Origin of the sequence: Streptomyces liangshanensis, from assembly GCF_011694815.1 — a bacterium.
GTDB classification, from domain to species: Bacteria; Actinomycetota; Actinomycetes; order Streptomycetales; family Streptomycetaceae; genus Streptomyces; species Streptomyces liangshanensis.
The window spans coordinates 946,233-960,505 of sequence record NZ_CP050177.1 but is presented as its reverse complement, the minus strand read 5'-3'; the positions used below and the strand labels follow the sequence as shown (position 1 = coordinate 960,505).

Below are 14,273 nucleotides of genomic sequence, written 5' to 3'. Positions count from 1 at the left end.
TCACTCCGCGACCGCGGTGTAGCGGTCCTCGCGGTCCTCCTCTTCCTGAACGTCCGACAGGTCGATCTCCACGCCCGCCGCGCCGAGCGTGGCGCGCAACCGCTCACGCAACGCCTCGCCCACGAAGTGGTGGTGCAGGTCGAGCTTCTTGAGATGCGTGAGCGGCTGGCCCGCGAGCAGCGCCTCCACACCGTCGTCGCCGAGCGCGCCCATCGACAGGTCGAGCGTCTCCAGTCCCGCGACGACCGGGGCGCCCGCCAGGGCGGTCGCTATCTCGTCCTGGATCTGGCTGTTGCGCAGGGCCAGGTACCGCAGCCGGGGCAGCCGGGCCCCGGCGAGGATCGGCGCGAGGTCGGCCGGCTCCGCCGTCCCGCCGTACCACGACGTACCGAGCCAGAGGTCCAGCCGCTCCAGGGCGGGGAAGTCGCTCGCCGCCACCCCCCGCACCACTTCGGCGTCCAGGCCGCCCGTCTCGATGGTGAGGGAGCGCAAGTGCTCGTGCCGGACGGCGGGGAACCGCAGATCCTGCCCGCCGCGGACCCCGAACTCGTGCAGATCGGGGAAGGCGTCGAGCAGCGGTGTCACGAGGCCCTGGTGGATCCAGGAGATCTCGCACTCGTCGAAGGTGATGTCCCCGAGGAACAGGGCGCGCAGCCGGGGGAATTGGCGACTTGACGCCACGAGGGCCTCGACGACCTCGTCGGGGGCGGAGTCGTAGACGTCGCTCCAGGCCCCGACGACCAGTGCGGTGACCGCGCCGGGATCCACGGCCGCGGTGAAGCGGGCGAAGGCCTCCTCCCACGCCTCGTCCGACTCGTACGCGTCGACCGAGACGCGCCAGGCCACGGACGCCGCGTCCGGGAGCCCGCCGGCCGGCTCCCCGGTGGGAAAGTCGTGGGCGGGCAGGCCGTACAGCTCCTGCATGTGGGTGGAAATGGCCATGATGAAGGCTCCAGACACCGTGCGGCGTTGGTCGGTAGGCGTGTGCGAGCAGTTCTACCAACTCCCACTGACAACACCCGTCGCCGGGGCACCGGAGTGTGCGGGTCCGCCGCCGCCGGGAGCCGATTGTCAGACCCTGCCTCTAGCGTCGTTCCCAGGTCGGCGCACTCGGTGCCGACGGCGGAGGGGAGAGCCATGTTCCGGCAGGGAGATGTCCTGATCATGCCCGTGGCGGAGGAGTCGGTTCCGGCGGGCATCGCGGAAGCGGCGGGCGAACCGCGGGACGCCCGGGGCCGGTTGATCCTGGCGCTCGGCGAAGTCACCGGCCACGCCCACGCCGTGACCGGCCGCGGCCGGCTGATCCGCGAACCGGGCCCGGCGGACGGGCCGATGCTGCTCCACCTCCCGGAGGGCGGGCGGGTGGTGCACGAGGAGCACGCGGCGATACCGCTGCCGCGCGGATGGTTCCGCGTGGTGCGCCAGCGGGAGTACCTGCCGGGCTCGGTGCGGATCGTCGCCGACTGAGCACGGCGGGAAGCGTCACGGTGGGCAGGGCCGCGCGGCGCGGCGGGGACAGCACGGGCACACGGCACACGGACAGATGGACGGATGGGGCAGCGGACATGAATGACGTGAACACATGGCGGGGCGTCGCGGCGGCGACGGGCGCGGCGGACCGGGCGGCGGCCGAGCGGGGCGTACGGCTGGCGTACCGCACGGCGGGGCTGGCCGAGCCCGAGCGGATCATCTGGGCCGACTCGCCGCTCGCCGGGGTGACGGCCGCCCGGTCGCTCGACGGCGGCGGACGGTCCGTGCGCGACGCGGTGCGCACCCGGCCCTGGGCGGCCGAACGGCGCCGGATGCACGACGCGCTGGGCCCCGCGGGCTGGGCCGCGCACTGGAACACCACCGGGGCCCGCCTCTGGGACACCACCCGGGCGCTCGCCGAGCGGATACGGGGCGGTGTGCTGGACTCGCTCGCCGGCAAGCCGGAGGAGGCGGCGGAGCTGCGCCCGGTGCTGCTCGACGCCGTCCTCGGACAGCACGACGCGGCCTGGCTCGCCGCCTTCGACGGACGCAGCGAGCCGCTCGAAGGACTCGCCGCGGTGGCGAGGCACGCGGGCTGGTGGTGGCCGTACGAGAACGCGGTGGTGATCTGCGAACGCCCCACGGCGCTCCACCGCGACGAGGCGGGCCGCCTCGACCGCTCCGACGGCCCCGCCCTCGCCTACCCGGACGGCTTCGCCCTGTACGCGTGGCGGGGCATGCCCGTTCCGGCCGAATTCCTCGACGAACTGGCGTCCCTGACGCCCGAGCGGATCCGCGGCGAGAGCAACGCCGAGCTGCGCCGCGTCATGCTGGAGCACTACGGCTACGACCGCTTCCTCGCCGACTCGGGCGCGAAGCCGGTGCACCGCGACGAGACGGGCATCCTGTGGCGGATAGCGCTCGCCGACGACGAGGACGTCGTGACGGTCGAGGTCGTCAACTCGACACCGGAGCCCGACGGCACGAGCCGGACGTACTGGCTGCGTGTCCCACCCACCACCAGGACCGCCAAGGAGGGGGTCGCGTGGACCTTCGGGCTGTCGTCCGACGCGTACGAACCGGTGCGGCAGACCTGAGCCGCCGCACCGGCGCCGCGTGGTCAGACTCTCGCCGCCAGCAGTTCGTCCAGTCCGATCAGGCCCGCGTCGCCCTGCCCCGTACAGGCGTAGGCACCCGCCACCGCGCCGAGCGCGGCGCAGGCCTCGAGGTCCCGCCCGGCCAGCCGGCCGTAGAGGAAACCGGAGAGGTACGCGTCCCCCGCGCCGTTGGAGTCCACCACCGGTCCGGGCGGGGCGGTGGCCCGCACCGGGCGCGGGGTCCGGCTGCCCTCCCGGGTCATCAGGTACGAACCACCCGCACCGGCCGTCGCGACGACCGCCTCGGCCCGGCCCTCACGCAGGATCTCCCGCATCACGGACGCTATGCGTTCGCGGGCTCCCGCGGCACTGAGGAACACCAGGTCGGCGCGGAAGGCGAACTCCCGGTGGTAGTCGTCCAATCCGTTCCAGTCCTGGAGATCGGTCGACACCGGCACCCCCAGCGCCTCGACGTCCTCGAAGAGGAACCGGGTGAAGTGGCTGAGCGACAGGTGGACATGACGGGCGCGCCGCAGGTGCGGCAGGTAGAAGTCACGCGGCATCCGGAGGTCGTCCGGATCCCTGGCGTCGAAGAACGACATCCGGCGGCCCGTCTTGTCGACCAGGTTCACGGCACGCCGGGTGCCCGCGGGCGAGGCCAGCGTCTCGAAGTCGACGTCCCCGTCGGTGAGCCGGGTGCGGACCTGCTCGCCGGGCCAGTCGTCCCCGAGGAAGTCGAGGAACTTCACGCCCAGTCCGAGGGTCCGCAGGCCGAGCGCCACGTTCCCGCCGGTGTGCCCCGGCCATTCGTGGATCGGACCCACACCGACGGAGTCCGCGAGCGGCACGGGCAGCGAGTTGACGCGGACGACCGTGTCCACCCCGCCGCCCCCGATGACCAGCACGTCGAGCGGGGGCGGTTCGGACGCGCCCGCCGCCCGGTCCGCTCCCGCGGACACGGGCTGTGGGGGTTGATCGGACTGATCGGTCTGGTCGGTCTGCTGCTGGGCCACCGTCTGCCTTTCCGGTTCCGGATGTCCGTTCGCGGTCACAGTACGACCGGGTCGTGCCCGGCGGTGCGTGGGGTTGTCCCTTCGGGGTTCGTCAAAGAGATCGTTCTGATTTCCGATCCGAGGCGTGCCGGGGAATCCCAGGGGCACGGTGGACGTTGCACACGCGTGTCCGGGGCGCGGGATGTCCTGTCCCGCTCGCCCCGGCACAGACGCACGTCCCCGGCCATAATGGGGACGACACCGACCTCCAGGAGGTGCTGTGACAGGCGCTGGTTCTCCCCCCACGTTGCGTTCCCGACTGCGCTCGCTGCGACCCGCGGCCTTCGGGGCCGATTCGGCGGGGAAGCGGCTGGAGCGGATCCTCGGCTCGCCCAACTTCGCCGACGGCGTCTTCCAGAACCCGGTGGGTGCCCGGATCAGGCCGTCCGGCGTCGGCAAGGAACTGGCGAAGACGTATCTGGAGAAGGAGGCGCGGGCCCTGCGGTCCCCCGCCGGCACCATTCCCGTCTATCCCACGACGCTCGCCGAGCTGGCCACACCCCCGGCCTCCGGGCTGCGGCTCACCTGGATGGGCCATTCGAGCGTGCTCGCCGAGATCGACGGGCGGCGGGTGCTCTTCGACCCGGTCTGGGGCGACCGGTGCTCGCCGTTCGCGTTCGCGGGCCCCAAGCGGCTGCACCCCGTGCCCGTACCGCTCGCCTCGCTCGGACCCGTCGACGTCATCGTGATCTCGCACGACCACTACGACCACCTCGACCTGCCCACGATCAAGGCGCTGGCCTCCACGGACACCGTCTTCGCCGTCCCGCTCGGCGTCGGCGCGCACCTGGAGAAGTGGGGCGTGCCCCCGTCGCGCCTGCGGGAGCTGGACTGGAACGAGACCACCGAGGTCGCCGGGATCAACCTCACCGCCACCCCGGCCCGGCACTTCTGCGGCCGGGGCCTGCGCAACCAGCAGGTCACCCTCTGGGCGTCCTGGGTCGCGGCCGGCCCGGAGCACCGGGTCTACCACAGCGGCGACACGGGGTACTTCCCCGGCTTCCAGGAGATCGGCGCCGAACACGGCCCGTTCGACGCGACGATGATCCAGATCGGCGCGTACAGCGAGTACTGGCCGGACATCCACATGACCCCGGCCGAGGGCATCCAGGCCCACCTGGACCTCCAGGGCGGCAGCCCCACGGGCGTGATGCTGCCGATCCACTGGGGCACCTTCAACCTGGCCCCCCACCCGTGGTCCGAGCCGGGCGAGGGCACGATCGCCGCGGCGGCCGACGCGGGCGCCGCGATCGCGCTCCCACGGCCGGGCGAGCCCTTCGAGCCGGGCGGCGAGGCCGTGCCGACCGACCCCTGGTGGCGTCCGGTCGCGGTGACCCCGGCGGACGGCTGGCCCGCGCTGCCCGCGGGGGCGTCCGCGGGCGGGGGCGGCGTGGAGACCTCCTCCGCGGGAGCGGAGACGGCCGACGTCGCGTCGTCGGGGAAGAGTTGAGAGGGCGCGCCAACGTCCGGCGAGGGTGAGTGAGTTCGGGTTCGGTTCGGAAGCCCCGTCAGGTTGGTTCCGGCGGGGCTTCCGAGTACGAGGCGCGTGCGGGGTCAGGCGTGGGTCACTGTTGTCCCGTGTGCTGAGAACGGCGCCGTCAGGCCTTCCGCCTCGGTGCCGGTGATCAGGGTGCCGATCGTTTCCGGCGGGCAGATCCTGGTGAAGGCCCGGGTGCCGAGTTTCGAGTGGTCCGCCACCACGACGACGTGCCGGGCCCGGGCCGCCAGCAGGGCGTTCACCTGAGCCTCGCGTTCGTCGTGCGCGGTGGCACCCGTGGTCGCGTCCACCGCGTCCACGCCCAGGAACACCAGGTCCAGGTGGACCTCGTCCAGCAGGTGACGGGCCAGCGGGCCCACCAGTTCGTACGACTGAGGCATCGCCACGCCGCCCGTCGTCACGATCTTGATGTGCGGCCGCACCGCCAACTCGTGGGCGATGTTCAGCGCGTTCGTGACGATCGTGAAGGCCGGGTCGGCGGCGTCACCCGTCAGGTCGCCCCGGGTCGCCAGCGTTCTGGCCACCTCCGTCGTGGTCGTCCCGCCGTTGAGGCCGATCACCATGCCCCGGTCCACCAGCGCCGCCGCGGCCCGCGCGATGCGCTCCTTCTCGGAGGCGTGCCGCACCGCCCGGTAGCGCAGGGGCAGTTCGTACGACACCGAGTGCGCCACGGCCCCGCCGCGCGTGCGCGTCAGCAACTGCTGCTCGCCCAGGTGGTCGAGGTCGCGGCGGACCGTCGCCACGGACACGCCCAGCTCGGCGGCGACCGCCTCCACCTCCAGCCGGTGCCGGGCGGCCAGGAGGTCGAGCAGGGCCGTGTGCCGTTCGTGCCGGTTCACCGCATCCTCTTCGCGCGTAGGTTTCGGACCTGATTCATGCGTGGTTCTGATCGAAAGTGTCCACTAGCATGCGGAAACAATCATAGTGGATTAGTGGAGTGGAGATCCGGATGAGCTTCGTCGCGACGGAACTGGCCGACCAGCCCGAATCCTGGACCCGGGCGGCCGCGCTGGCCGACGGCCTCGCAGCACAACTGCCCGCGCCCGGGGAGCGCACCGCCGTCGTCGGCTGCGGCACCTCGTTCTTCATGGCGCGCGCGTACGCCGCCCTCCGGGAGGGGGCCGGGCTGGGGGAGACCGACGCGTATCCCGCCTCCGAGTTCCCCGCGGGCCGCTCCTACGACCGGATCGTCGCCCTCACCCGCTCCGGTACCACCAGCGAGGTGCTGCGCCTGCTCGCGGACGTCCGCGGCTCCACCCGTACCACCGCCGTCACCGCGGACCCCCGCACCCCGATCCGTACCGCCGCGGACGACCTCGTCGTGCTCGACTTCGCCGACGAACGGTCCGTCGTCCAGACCCGGTTCGCCACCACCGCCCTGACACTGCTCCGCGCCCACCTCGGCCTGCACACCGAGGCCGCCGTTGCGGACGCGAGGACGGCTCTCGCCGAGCCGCTCCCCGCCGGGATCGTCGACAGCACCCAGTTCACCTTCCTCGGCCGCGGCTGGACCGTCGGCCTCGCGGAGGAGGGGGCGCTCAAGATGCGGGAGGCGGCCCTCGCGTGGACCGAGGCGTACCCGGCCATGGAGTACCGCCACGGCCCCATCAGCGTCACCACCGCCGGCACCGCCACCTGGATGATCGGGCCGCCCCCCGACGGCCTCGCCGAGCAGGTCGCCGCCACCGGCGGACTGTGGGTGGCGGGCGCGCTCGACCCGCTGGCCGAGCTGGTACGGATCCAGCGGCTCGCCCTCGCCCTCGCGGACCGGCGCGGCCTCGACCCCGACCGGCCCCGCCACCTGACCCGCTCGGTGATCCTGCCCGCCGGTCCCGGCCGGTAGGGCGGGCGCTCATCGGTACCCCCTTCGGGGCGCGTGGCATTTCGTGCTGGTGTGCGATGCCTCATACCAGAGCGGGATGCTCTGTGGGCAACTTCGTCAACTGTCCACCGCGCCCGAACTCTTGGCAACTACTGTGAGTGCGCGGTGATCAACGGAGGGCTCCTGCGGCATGCGCGGGACCCGTCGTCGGCATCGCACCCGACCACCAGCAACGCCGATTCCTGGGGCCCCACGTACCGAGGACACTGACACTGATGTCTCAACTTCGCGCACCCGCCGCGCGGCCGGACCGCCGCGAAGGCGGGCGGCACGGCCGGCCGGGCGCCCGTTCGCTGCCCTCTCCGGGCAGGCAGAACAGGCCCGCCCCGCCGGACACCCGTATACGTCCCCAACTCCTGCGCACCGCCGTCCTGCCCGCGATAGTCGCGGCGCTGAGCGGCGCGGCCGCCGTGGCCCTGACCTTCCGCTCCACCGGGGCCGAGCCGACCGCCGAGGTCTGGGCCGCCCTGTTCGGCACGGCCCTGGTCGCCTTCGCCGCCGTCGCGGCGGCCGCCCTCGGCGCGGAACGCACGGCGAGGTCGCTCATCGGCCGCTGCAACGCCCTGCGCCGCTCCAGCGCGCGCGGACAGGCCGACCTGCGCGCCGTCGTGGAGCAGCTCAGGCGCGGCGAGCGGGTGCCCCCGCGCCGTACGCCGCCGCCAGCCCCCGCCGGCGGGGACGAGTTCGACCTGCTCGCCGAGGAACTGAGGCGGTCCCAGGAGACCGCCGTCACCTCCGTCGTGCAGGCCTCCCGGCTGTCCAGCAGCGTCGGCAACGAGCAGAAGGTCGAGGTCTTCGTCAACCTCGCGCGGCGTCTCCAGTCCCTCGTGCACCGCGAGATCCAGCTGCTGGACGACCTGGAGAACGAGGTCGAGGACCCCGAGCTGCTCAAGGGGCTTTTCCACGTCGACCACCTGGCGACCCGTATCCGCCGGCACGCGGAGAACCTCGCCGTCCTCGGCGGCGCGATCTCGCGCAGGCAGTGGAGTAAGCCGGTCACCATGACCGAGGTGCTGCGGTCCGCGATCGCCGAGGTGGAGCAGTACCCCCGCATCAAACTGGTGCCGCCGATCGACGGCACGCTGCGCGGCCACGCCGTCGCCGACGTGATCCACCTGCTCGCCGAACTGGTCGAGAACGCGACCCTGTTTTCCGCCCCGCACACCCAGGTCCTGCTGCGCGTGCAGTACGTGACGGCCGGTCTGGCCATCGAGGTCGAGGACCGCGGGCTGGGGATGGCGTCCGACGAGCGGAAGAAGATGAACGGGCTGCTCGCCGACCCCGACCAGGTCAACGTCGCGCACCTGCTCCAGGACGGCCGCATCGGACTGTTCGTGGTCTCCGCGCTGGCACGCCGGCACGGTATCGCGGTCCGGTTGCAGTCCAACATCTACGGCGGCACCCAGGCGGTGCTCGTGCTGCCGCAGGCGTTGCTCGGCGCCGACCCGTCGGGCCTCGACGACCGCCCCGGAGCCGCCGACGCGCGCGCGGGCGCCGGTCACCTCGTCGGTACGAGTACGGGTACGGGCGCGGCGGCCCCGGCCACCGGTACGGTCCCTGGCGCCGGTACGGTCCCCGGCGCCCCGTCCGCCGCCGTACCCCCGCCTCCCGCCGCCGCGCCGGGCCGCCCGCCCCTGCCCCAGCACCAGGCGCGGCACCGGACGCAGGAGGCACCGCCGCGCCCCTCGCACCGCGCGCCCGGAACCGGCGGCCCCGCCCCGCTGCCCGTCCGTGGCGAGCGGCCCGACCGCCCCACACCGGCCGCCGCGCGCCCCGGCGTCACGCATCCCCGGCCGCGGCCCCCGGCCGACGGTGGCGCGGACCCGTCCGCGACCCGCACCGGGAACAGGGTCCCGGCGCTCACGTACCCGTCGCCCGAACCGGCCGCCGACGGCACCCTGCGGTCCACGGCCAGCAGGCCGCAACTGCCGAGACGCCGGGGGCAGGAGCACCTCGTCCCGCAGCTGCGGGATCGCCCGGCCCCGCCCCCCGCCGCGGAACCGGTCCTCCACGATCCGGGTCTCATGGCGGCCTTCCAGCGCGGCATCGGCCTCGCCGAGGCGGCCGAGCCGACCGTCACCGCCCCCCGGACCGAGGGACCGGCGGCTTCGCTGCCCGGCCCCTCGTCCGCCGCGCCGGTGGATCCCCTGTCGGACCCCCCTGCCAGGCCTCCTGTCCGACCCGCTGCCGGATCCGTTGTCCGTACCCCTGCCGGAGCGCCTGCCGGAGCCTCTGCCGGCCTCCCGGCCCGACCCTTTGTCGGACCCGCTCCCGGAACAGCCGGAACCGCAGCGCCACGACACCACCTCCAAGGAGTAGATGCACCATGGCGAGCGATGTGCCGACCGGCCATGTCTCCGACCTCGACTGGCTGCTGAGCGGTCTGGTCCAGCGTGTCCCGTACACCCGCAGCGCGGTGCTGCTCTCCTCCGACGGCCTGGTGAGGTCCATGCACGGCATGGACGCCGACAGCGCCGACCACATGGCCGCCCTCGCCTCCGGCCTCTACTCCCTCGGCCGGAGTGCCGGGATCCGGTTCGGCGACGGCGGTGAGGTCCGCCAGGTCGTGGTGGAGCTGGACTCCACCCTGCTCTTCGTCTCGACGGCCGGCTCGGGCACCTGCCTCGCCGTGCTGGCCGGCCGGGACGCCGACGCCGCCGTCCTCGGATACGAGATGGCGATGCTGGTCAAGAGCGTCCGGCCGTACCTGATCACCCCGCTGAGACAGGTGGCGGGGACGACGCAGAGTGCCACGGGGCTGTGAGGGTGTCGGCCACGACGGACGGGCCCTGGCTGGACGAGGCAGCCGGCCGGCTCATCCGTCCGTACACCGTGAGCGGGGGCAGGACGCGGCCCTCGACGGCCCTCGACCTGTTGACGCTGGTGATGTCCACGGGCTCGGTGCCGGACGCGCACCTGGGGCCCGAGCACGCCCAGGCCGTCGGTCTCTGCCAGGGGCCGACCTCCGTGGCGGAGATCGCGGCGCACCTGCGGTTGCCCGTGACCGTCACCAAGGTGCTGCTCTCCGACCTGGTGGACTGCGGGGCTGTCACCGCGCGGCCACCGGACAGTTTCGACAATCCCACTGACGTTTTCCTGCTGGAGGCAGTGCTCGATGGCCTACGACGACAGCTCTGAATCCTTCAGCTCCGAATCCTTCCCCACCGCTCTCAAGATCCTGGTCGCGGGTGGGTTCGGGGTCGGCAAGACCACCTTCGTGGGCGCGGTGAGCGAGATCGCGCCGCTGAGCACGGAGGAGTTACTCACACAAGTCAGCGCGGCGACGGACGACTTGACGGGCGTGGAGGCCAAGACGTCCACGACGGTCGCGATGGACTTCGGGCGGCTGACCCTCGACGAGCGGCACGTGCTCTACCTCTTCGGGACGCCGGGCCAGGAGCGTTTCTGGTTCATGTGGGACGAGTTGTCGCGCGGTGCGCTCGGCGCGATCGTCATCGCGGACACGCGGCGGCTCGAATACTCGTTCTCCGCGGTCGACTTCTTCGAGCAGCGGGGGATCGGGTTCGTGGTCGCCGTCAACGAGTTCGACGGTTCGTACCGCTACGGCCCCGAGGAGGTGCGGGCGGCGATGGACCTCAGGCCCGACGTGCCGATCGTGATGTGCGACGCGCGCATCGCCAGCTCCGGGATCCAGACGCTGGTCACGCTCGTCCAGCACCTGCTGACGACGGTGGGGGGCGCGGGTCCGGCGGCGGACGCGAGTCCCGTGCCGGACGCGGGGCCGGGACCGTCCCCGGGCGCCGTGCCGGGCGAGGGAACGGCCCCGGGCGAGGGAACGGTGCCCCAGCAGGGTTCCGCCCCGGGTCAGCGCACGGCTCCGGGGGGCGTCGCGGGGCTGAGCCTCACCCCGATCCCCGTCCCGTCCCCGGGCCCCGCCCCCGAGCACGCCGAATGACGCCGCCGCCCCCGATGTCCCCGAGCGACGGAGCACCCGTATGAGGTACGACCCGATCGCCCGCCTGCTGCTCACGCCCGTCGACCAGGAGGCGCCCGACCGCGTGCGGCGACTGCGGCGTCTCGGTCTGGGGGAGCGGTCGGAGCCCGCCTTCGACGCCTTCGCGCGGCAGTTGGGGCAGATGACGGGCGCTCCGTACGCGATGGTCAACTTCATCGACGAGAACCGGCAGTTCTTCGCGGGGCTGCACACCACACGGGGGACGGGCGACGAACGGTTCATGGCCCGTGACCACGGCTACTGCCCGTACGTCGTCGTCCGCCGCAAGGCGCTCGTCCTGGAGGACGTCCGGGACTTCCCCCGTTTCGCGGGCAACCCCCTCGTCGACGAGATCGGCATCCGCTCCTACCTGGGGGCCCCGCTCATCGACCGTACGGGCCTGGCGCTCGGCACGGTGTGCGTGGTCGACACCGAGCCGCGGCGGTGGGGGCGTACCGGCCTCGACACCATCAAGTCGTTCTCGGCGGAGCTGATGTCACAGATCCGGCGCCGGGAGGACGGCCTGCTCCCGGGCTTCCCGGATCGGCGAGGTGATGTCAGTAATTCTTGACTTCATGTCTGAGATTCTTTACCTTCGGAGCATGTCATCCGAAGAGAAACGCGCCTGGATCATGGCGGTGGTCACGGTCGCCGCCTACGGGGTCTACCTGGCCGTCATAGGAGGGCGGGCGGGCGGCGGCCCGCTCGCCGACGTGTCGTACGTACCGGCCCTGCTCTGGACCGTCGGCGCCGCGATCCTGCTGTCGATCGTCCTGAACATCGCGGTCGCGCTCGCCTCGCCCGAGGACGCGGGCCGCAAGGACCAACGCGACCGCGAGATCAACCGGTTCGGCGAATACGTCGGCCAGTCCTTCCTCGTCGTCGGAGGGGTGGCGGCGCTGGTCATGGCGATGGCGGAACTGGACTACTTCTGGATCGCCAACGCCGTCTACCTCGCCTTCGTCCTGTCCTCGATCCTCGGATCCGCGGCGAAGCTCGTCGCCTACCGCCGGGGCTTCCAGCCGTGGTGAAGCCGACCCGGGTCACCAACACGATCCGGTCGCTCCGCTTCGCCCACGGGGAGATGACCCAGGCCGAACTGGCGCGCCGCGTCGGCGTCACCCGCCAGACCGTCATCGCGATCGAACAGGGCCGCTACTCCCCGTCGTTGGAGATGGCGTTCCAGATCGCCCGGGTGTTCGGGGCCCCGCTCGACGCCGTGTTCCAGTACCCCGACAGCGAGGAGGAAACGCCGTGAAGGCCATGGTCCAGGACGCGTACGGCCCGCCCGACGTGCTCGAACTGCGGGACATCGACCGGCCCGAGCCCCGGCCGGACGAGGTGCTGGTACGGGTCCACGCGGCGGCCGTCGACCCCGGGGTCTGGCACCTCGTCGCCGGTCTCCCGTACGTGGTACGCCTCGGCGGCTACGGACTCCGTACCCCCAAGGCCCGCGTCCGGGGCATGGACGTCGCGGGGCGGGTGGAGGCCATCGGCGCGGACGTCACCCGGTTCCGGCCCGGTGACGAGGTGTTCGGTACGGCGGAGGGCTCCTTCGCCGAGTACACCCGCGCCCGGCAGGACCGCCTCGCGCCCAAGCCGGCGAACCTCACCTTCGAACAGGCGGCGTGCGTCCCGCTCTCCGCGCAGACCGCGCTCCAAGGGCTGCGTGACGCGGGGCGGATACGGGAGGGGCAGCGGGTCCTGGTGATCGGCGCGGCGGGCGGGGTCGGCGCGTTCGCGGTGCAGTTGGCGAAGGTGTTCGGCGCGCACGTGACCGGGGTGTGCGGCCCGGACAAGGGGGAGCTGGTCCGGTCGATCGGCGCGGACGAGGTGGTCGACTACACCCGCGAGGACATCACGGCGGGCGGCCGCCCGTACGATCTCGTGCTCGACACCGCGGGCAACCGGTCCCTGACCCGGCTGCGCCAAGTACTCACGCCACGCGGCACGTTGGTCATCGTGGGCGGGGAACTCGGCGGCCGGTGGCTGCAAGGGACGGACCGTCAGATCCGCGCGCTCCTGCTGTCCCCGTGGCTGCGGCAGAACCTCCGCTGTCTTGTCGGCACCCAGCGTGCGGAGGACCTCGAGTTCCTGAGGGGCCTCGTCGCGGCGGGCACGGTGGTCCCCGTCCTCGACCGGACCTACCCACTGGGCGAGTTGCCCGAGGCGATCCGCCATGTCAAGCGGGGCCACGCGCGCGGGAAAGTGGTCATGACGGTGTGAGACCGGCCGGCCGGGGCGGTGCGGTGCTGCCCCGCAGGACCACGTCACCGCCCACGCGCAGCACCCGTGCCCGGGTCCCGCGCGGCTCGCGCAGGGCGAGCGAGATGACGTGCTGGCCCATCTCGGTGAGCGGCAGGGCCACGGTGGTGAGCGCGGGCGTCAACTCCCGTACGAGCGGGATGTCGTCGAAGCCCGCGAGCGAGAGGTCGTGCGGGACCCGTACCCCCGCCTCGCGGAAGGCCGCGAGCGCGCCCACCGCCATGACGTCGGTCACCGCGAAGACGCAGGTGGGGAGCGGGTGCCCGGCCAACAGCTCCCGGGCGGCGGCGTATCCGCCGTCCCGGGTGAACGCGCCGTGCACGACGGCGCCGGGGCGCAGGGCTACGCCGGCCTCCGCGAGCCCCTCGCGGAACCCGGCCAGCCGGTCGGCGACCGTGGTGAGCGCGGGCGGCCCGCTGAGAACGCCGAAGTCCCGGTGTCCCAGGGCCAGGAGCGCGCGGGCCAGCGCCGCGGCGCCGCCCCTGTTCTCCGGCAGTACGGCGTCGGCGCGCAGGCTCCGGTGCCGGCTGACGACCGCGACCCGGCCGCCCGCCCGGACGTACGGGGCGAGTTCGGCGTCCAGGGTGCGTTCCCAGGCGCGGTCCTCGAAGCCCGAGCCGATCAGCAGGATGGCGCGGGCCCGTTGGGCGCGGAGCATGGAGACGTACGCGATCTCCCTGGCCGGTTCCCGGAAGGTGCTGGCGAGCATCACCAGCACGTCCTGCTCGGCGGCGGCCCGCATCACCCCGCCGGCGATCGCGGCGAAGTAGGGGTCGCCGACGTCGTGGCAGATCACCCCGACGGTGTTGCCCGCGGCTCCGGCCAGTGCCTGGGCGTGGGCGTTGGGGATGTAGCCCAGCAGGTCGGCGGCGGCCCGTACCCGCAGGCGCAGTTCCTCGCGGACCCGGGTGGTGCCGTTCAGGGCCCGCGAGGCGGTCGCCAGGGAGACCCCGGCGCGGCGGGCGACGGCGTCGAGGGTGACATGGGCGTGCGCGGCGAGCGGTTCCGGTCTGCGTGCTTCCCGTTCACTCAACTCGACCCCCGGAATTTAGGG

General features: G+C 73.1%; 15 protein-coding genes and 1 pseudogene. 12 read left to right on the top strand and 4 right to left on the bottom strand.

The window, feature by feature from the left end:
- The gene (locus HA039_RS04220; protein ID WP_167023945.1) at positions 1 to 942 is read right to left on the bottom strand and encodes an STM4015 family protein; all 942 of its coding nucleotides are present in this window, start codon (positions 940 to 942) and stop codon (positions 1 to 3) included.
- 195 nt (positions 943 to 1,137) lie between these two features.
- Between HA039_RS04220 and HA039_RS04215 the strand changes: the two genes are divergently transcribed.
- The gene (locus HA039_RS04215; RefSeq protein ID WP_167023942.1) at positions 1,138 to 1,467 is read left to right on the top strand and encodes a hypothetical protein; all 330 of its coding nucleotides are present in this window, start codon (positions 1,138 to 1,140) and stop codon (positions 1,465 to 1,467) included.
- 98 nt (positions 1,468 to 1,565) lie between these two features.
- On the top strand, positions 1,566 to 2,567 hold the full coding sequence (locus HA039_RS04210) for a DUF6745 domain-containing protein (RefSeq protein WP_167023939.1): 1,002 nt from the start codon (positions 1,566 to 1,568) through the stop codon (positions 2,565 to 2,567).
- Positions 2,568 to 2,590: 23 nt separating this feature from the next.
- On the opposite strand, the gene HA039_RS04205 is transcribed toward HA039_RS04210, so the two are convergent.
- Positions 2,591 to 3,526 carry a carbohydrate kinase family protein gene (locus tag HA039_RS04205; RefSeq protein ID WP_243869131.1) on the bottom strand — a complete coding sequence of 312 codons (936 nt, stop codon included), beginning with the start codon at positions 3,524 to 3,526 and terminating at the stop codon, positions 2,591 to 2,593.
- Positions 3,527 to 3,839: 313 nt separating this feature from the next.
- On the opposite strand from HA039_RS04205, the gene HA039_RS04200 reads away from it, so the two are divergent.
- Positions 3,840 to 5,069, top strand: a complete 1,230-nt coding sequence (locus tag HA039_RS04200) for an MBL fold metallo-hydrolase (protein WP_167023936.1) — start codon at positions 3,840 to 3,842, stop codon at positions 5,067 to 5,069.
- A gap of 104 nt (positions 5,070 to 5,173) precedes the next feature.
- On the opposite strand, the gene HA039_RS04195 is transcribed toward HA039_RS04200, so the two are convergent.
- Positions 5,174 to 5,956, bottom strand: a complete 783-nt coding sequence (locus HA039_RS04195; RefSeq protein WP_167023932.1) for a DeoR/GlpR family DNA-binding transcription regulator — start codon at positions 5,954 to 5,956, stop codon at positions 5,174 to 5,176.
- 110 nt (positions 5,957 to 6,066) lie between these two features.
- Here HA039_RS04195 and HA039_RS04190 point away from each other — a divergent pair, with 110 nt between their 5' ends.
- The 9 genes and pseudogenes from HA039_RS04190 (at position 6,067) to HA039_RS04150 (ending at position 13,180) form a co-directional block, all read left to right on the top strand.
- Positions 6,067 to 6,960: an SIS domain-containing protein gene (locus HA039_RS04190; RefSeq protein WP_167023929.1), complete on the top strand. Its 894-nt coding sequence runs from the start codon at positions 6,067 to 6,069 to the stop codon at positions 6,958 to 6,960.
- Between the two features lie 254 nt (positions 6,961 to 7,214).
- The gene (locus HA039_RS04185; RefSeq protein ID WP_208298537.1) at positions 7,215 to 9,377 is read left to right on the top strand and encodes an ATP-binding protein; all 2,163 of its coding nucleotides are present in this window, start codon (positions 7,215 to 7,217) and stop codon (positions 9,375 to 9,377) included.
- On the top strand, positions 9,326 to 9,763 hold the full coding sequence (locus HA039_RS04180) for a roadblock/LC7 domain-containing protein (protein ID WP_167023926.1): 438 nt from the start codon (positions 9,326 to 9,328) through the stop codon (positions 9,761 to 9,763). Before HA039_RS04185 ends, HA039_RS04180 begins: the two co-directional genes overlap by 52 nt.
- A 2-nt stretch (positions 9,764 to 9,765) precedes the next feature.
- Complete coding sequence (locus HA039_RS04175) at positions 9,766 to 10,137, top strand: DUF742 domain-containing protein (protein WP_167023923.1); 372 nt, start codon at positions 9,766 to 9,768, stop codon at positions 10,135 to 10,137.
- Positions 10,115 to 10,726, top strand: a pseudogene (locus HA039_RS04170) (GTP-binding protein); the annotation flags it as partial. The gene HA039_RS04175 and the pseudogene HA039_RS04170, both read left to right, overlap by 23 nt.
- A 229-nt stretch (positions 10,727 to 10,955) precedes the next feature.
- The gene (locus HA039_RS04165) at positions 10,956 to 11,525 is read left to right on the top strand and encodes a GAF domain-containing protein (protein WP_167023917.1); all 570 of its coding nucleotides are present in this window, start codon (positions 10,956 to 10,958) and stop codon (positions 11,523 to 11,525) included.
- A 31-nt stretch (positions 11,526 to 11,556) separates the two neighbouring features.
- Positions 11,557 to 11,985, top strand: a complete 429-nt coding sequence (locus tag HA039_RS04160) for a hypothetical protein (RefSeq protein ID WP_167023914.1) — start codon at positions 11,557 to 11,559, stop codon at positions 11,983 to 11,985.
- A complete protein-coding gene (locus HA039_RS04155; RefSeq protein ID WP_167023911.1) occupies positions 11,979 to 12,212 on the top strand; it encodes a helix-turn-helix transcriptional regulator in 234 nt (77 codons plus the stop codon). Before HA039_RS04160 ends, HA039_RS04155 begins: the two co-directional genes overlap by 7 nt.
- Complete coding sequence (locus tag HA039_RS04150; protein ID WP_208298536.1) at positions 12,209 to 13,180, top strand: NAD(P)-dependent alcohol dehydrogenase; 972 nt, start codon at positions 12,209 to 12,211, stop codon at positions 13,178 to 13,180. The genes HA039_RS04155 and HA039_RS04150 overlap by 4 nt, the downstream gene beginning before the upstream one ends.
- Here HA039_RS04150 and HA039_RS04145 read toward each other — a convergent pair.
- On the bottom strand, positions 13,167 to 14,252 hold the full coding sequence (locus tag HA039_RS04145) for a LacI family DNA-binding transcriptional regulator (protein ID WP_167023908.1): 1,086 nt from the start codon (positions 14,250 to 14,252) through the stop codon (positions 13,167 to 13,169). The genes HA039_RS04150 and HA039_RS04145 overlap by 14 nt on opposite strands.
- Positions 14,253 to 14,273: the final 21 nt, after the last annotated feature.

Bases quoted from the DNA above. Each gene is read 5' to 3' on its own strand.
- HA039_RS04165 (WP_167023917.1), top strand. From the start codon at position 10,956: ATGAGGTACGACCCGATCGCCCGCCTGCTGCTCACGCCCGTCGACCAG.
- HA039_RS04220 (WP_167023945.1), bottom strand. From the start codon at position 942: ATGGCCATTTCCACCCACATGCAGGAGCTGTACGGCCTGCCCGCCCAC.
- HA039_RS04185 (WP_208298537.1), top strand. From the start codon at position 7,215: ATGTCTCAACTTCGCGCACCCGCCGCGCGGCCGGACCGCCGCGAAGGC.
- HA039_RS04180 (WP_167023926.1), top strand. From the start codon at position 9,326: ATGGCGAGCGATGTGCCGACCGGCCATGTCTCCGACCTCGACTGGCTG.
- HA039_RS04215 (WP_167023942.1), top strand. From the start codon at position 1,138: ATGTTCCGGCAGGGAGATGTCCTGATCATGCCCGTGGCGGAGGAGTCG.
- HA039_RS04160 (WP_167023914.1), top strand. From the start codon at position 11,557: ATGTCATCCGAAGAGAAACGCGCCTGGATCATGGCGGTGGTCACGGTC.
- HA039_RS04190 (WP_167023929.1), top strand. From the start codon at position 6,067: ATGAGCTTCGTCGCGACGGAACTGGCCGACCAGCCCGAATCCTGGACC.
- HA039_RS04210 (WP_167023939.1), top strand. From the start codon at position 1,566: ATGAATGACGTGAACACATGGCGGGGCGTCGCGGCGGCGACGGGCGCG.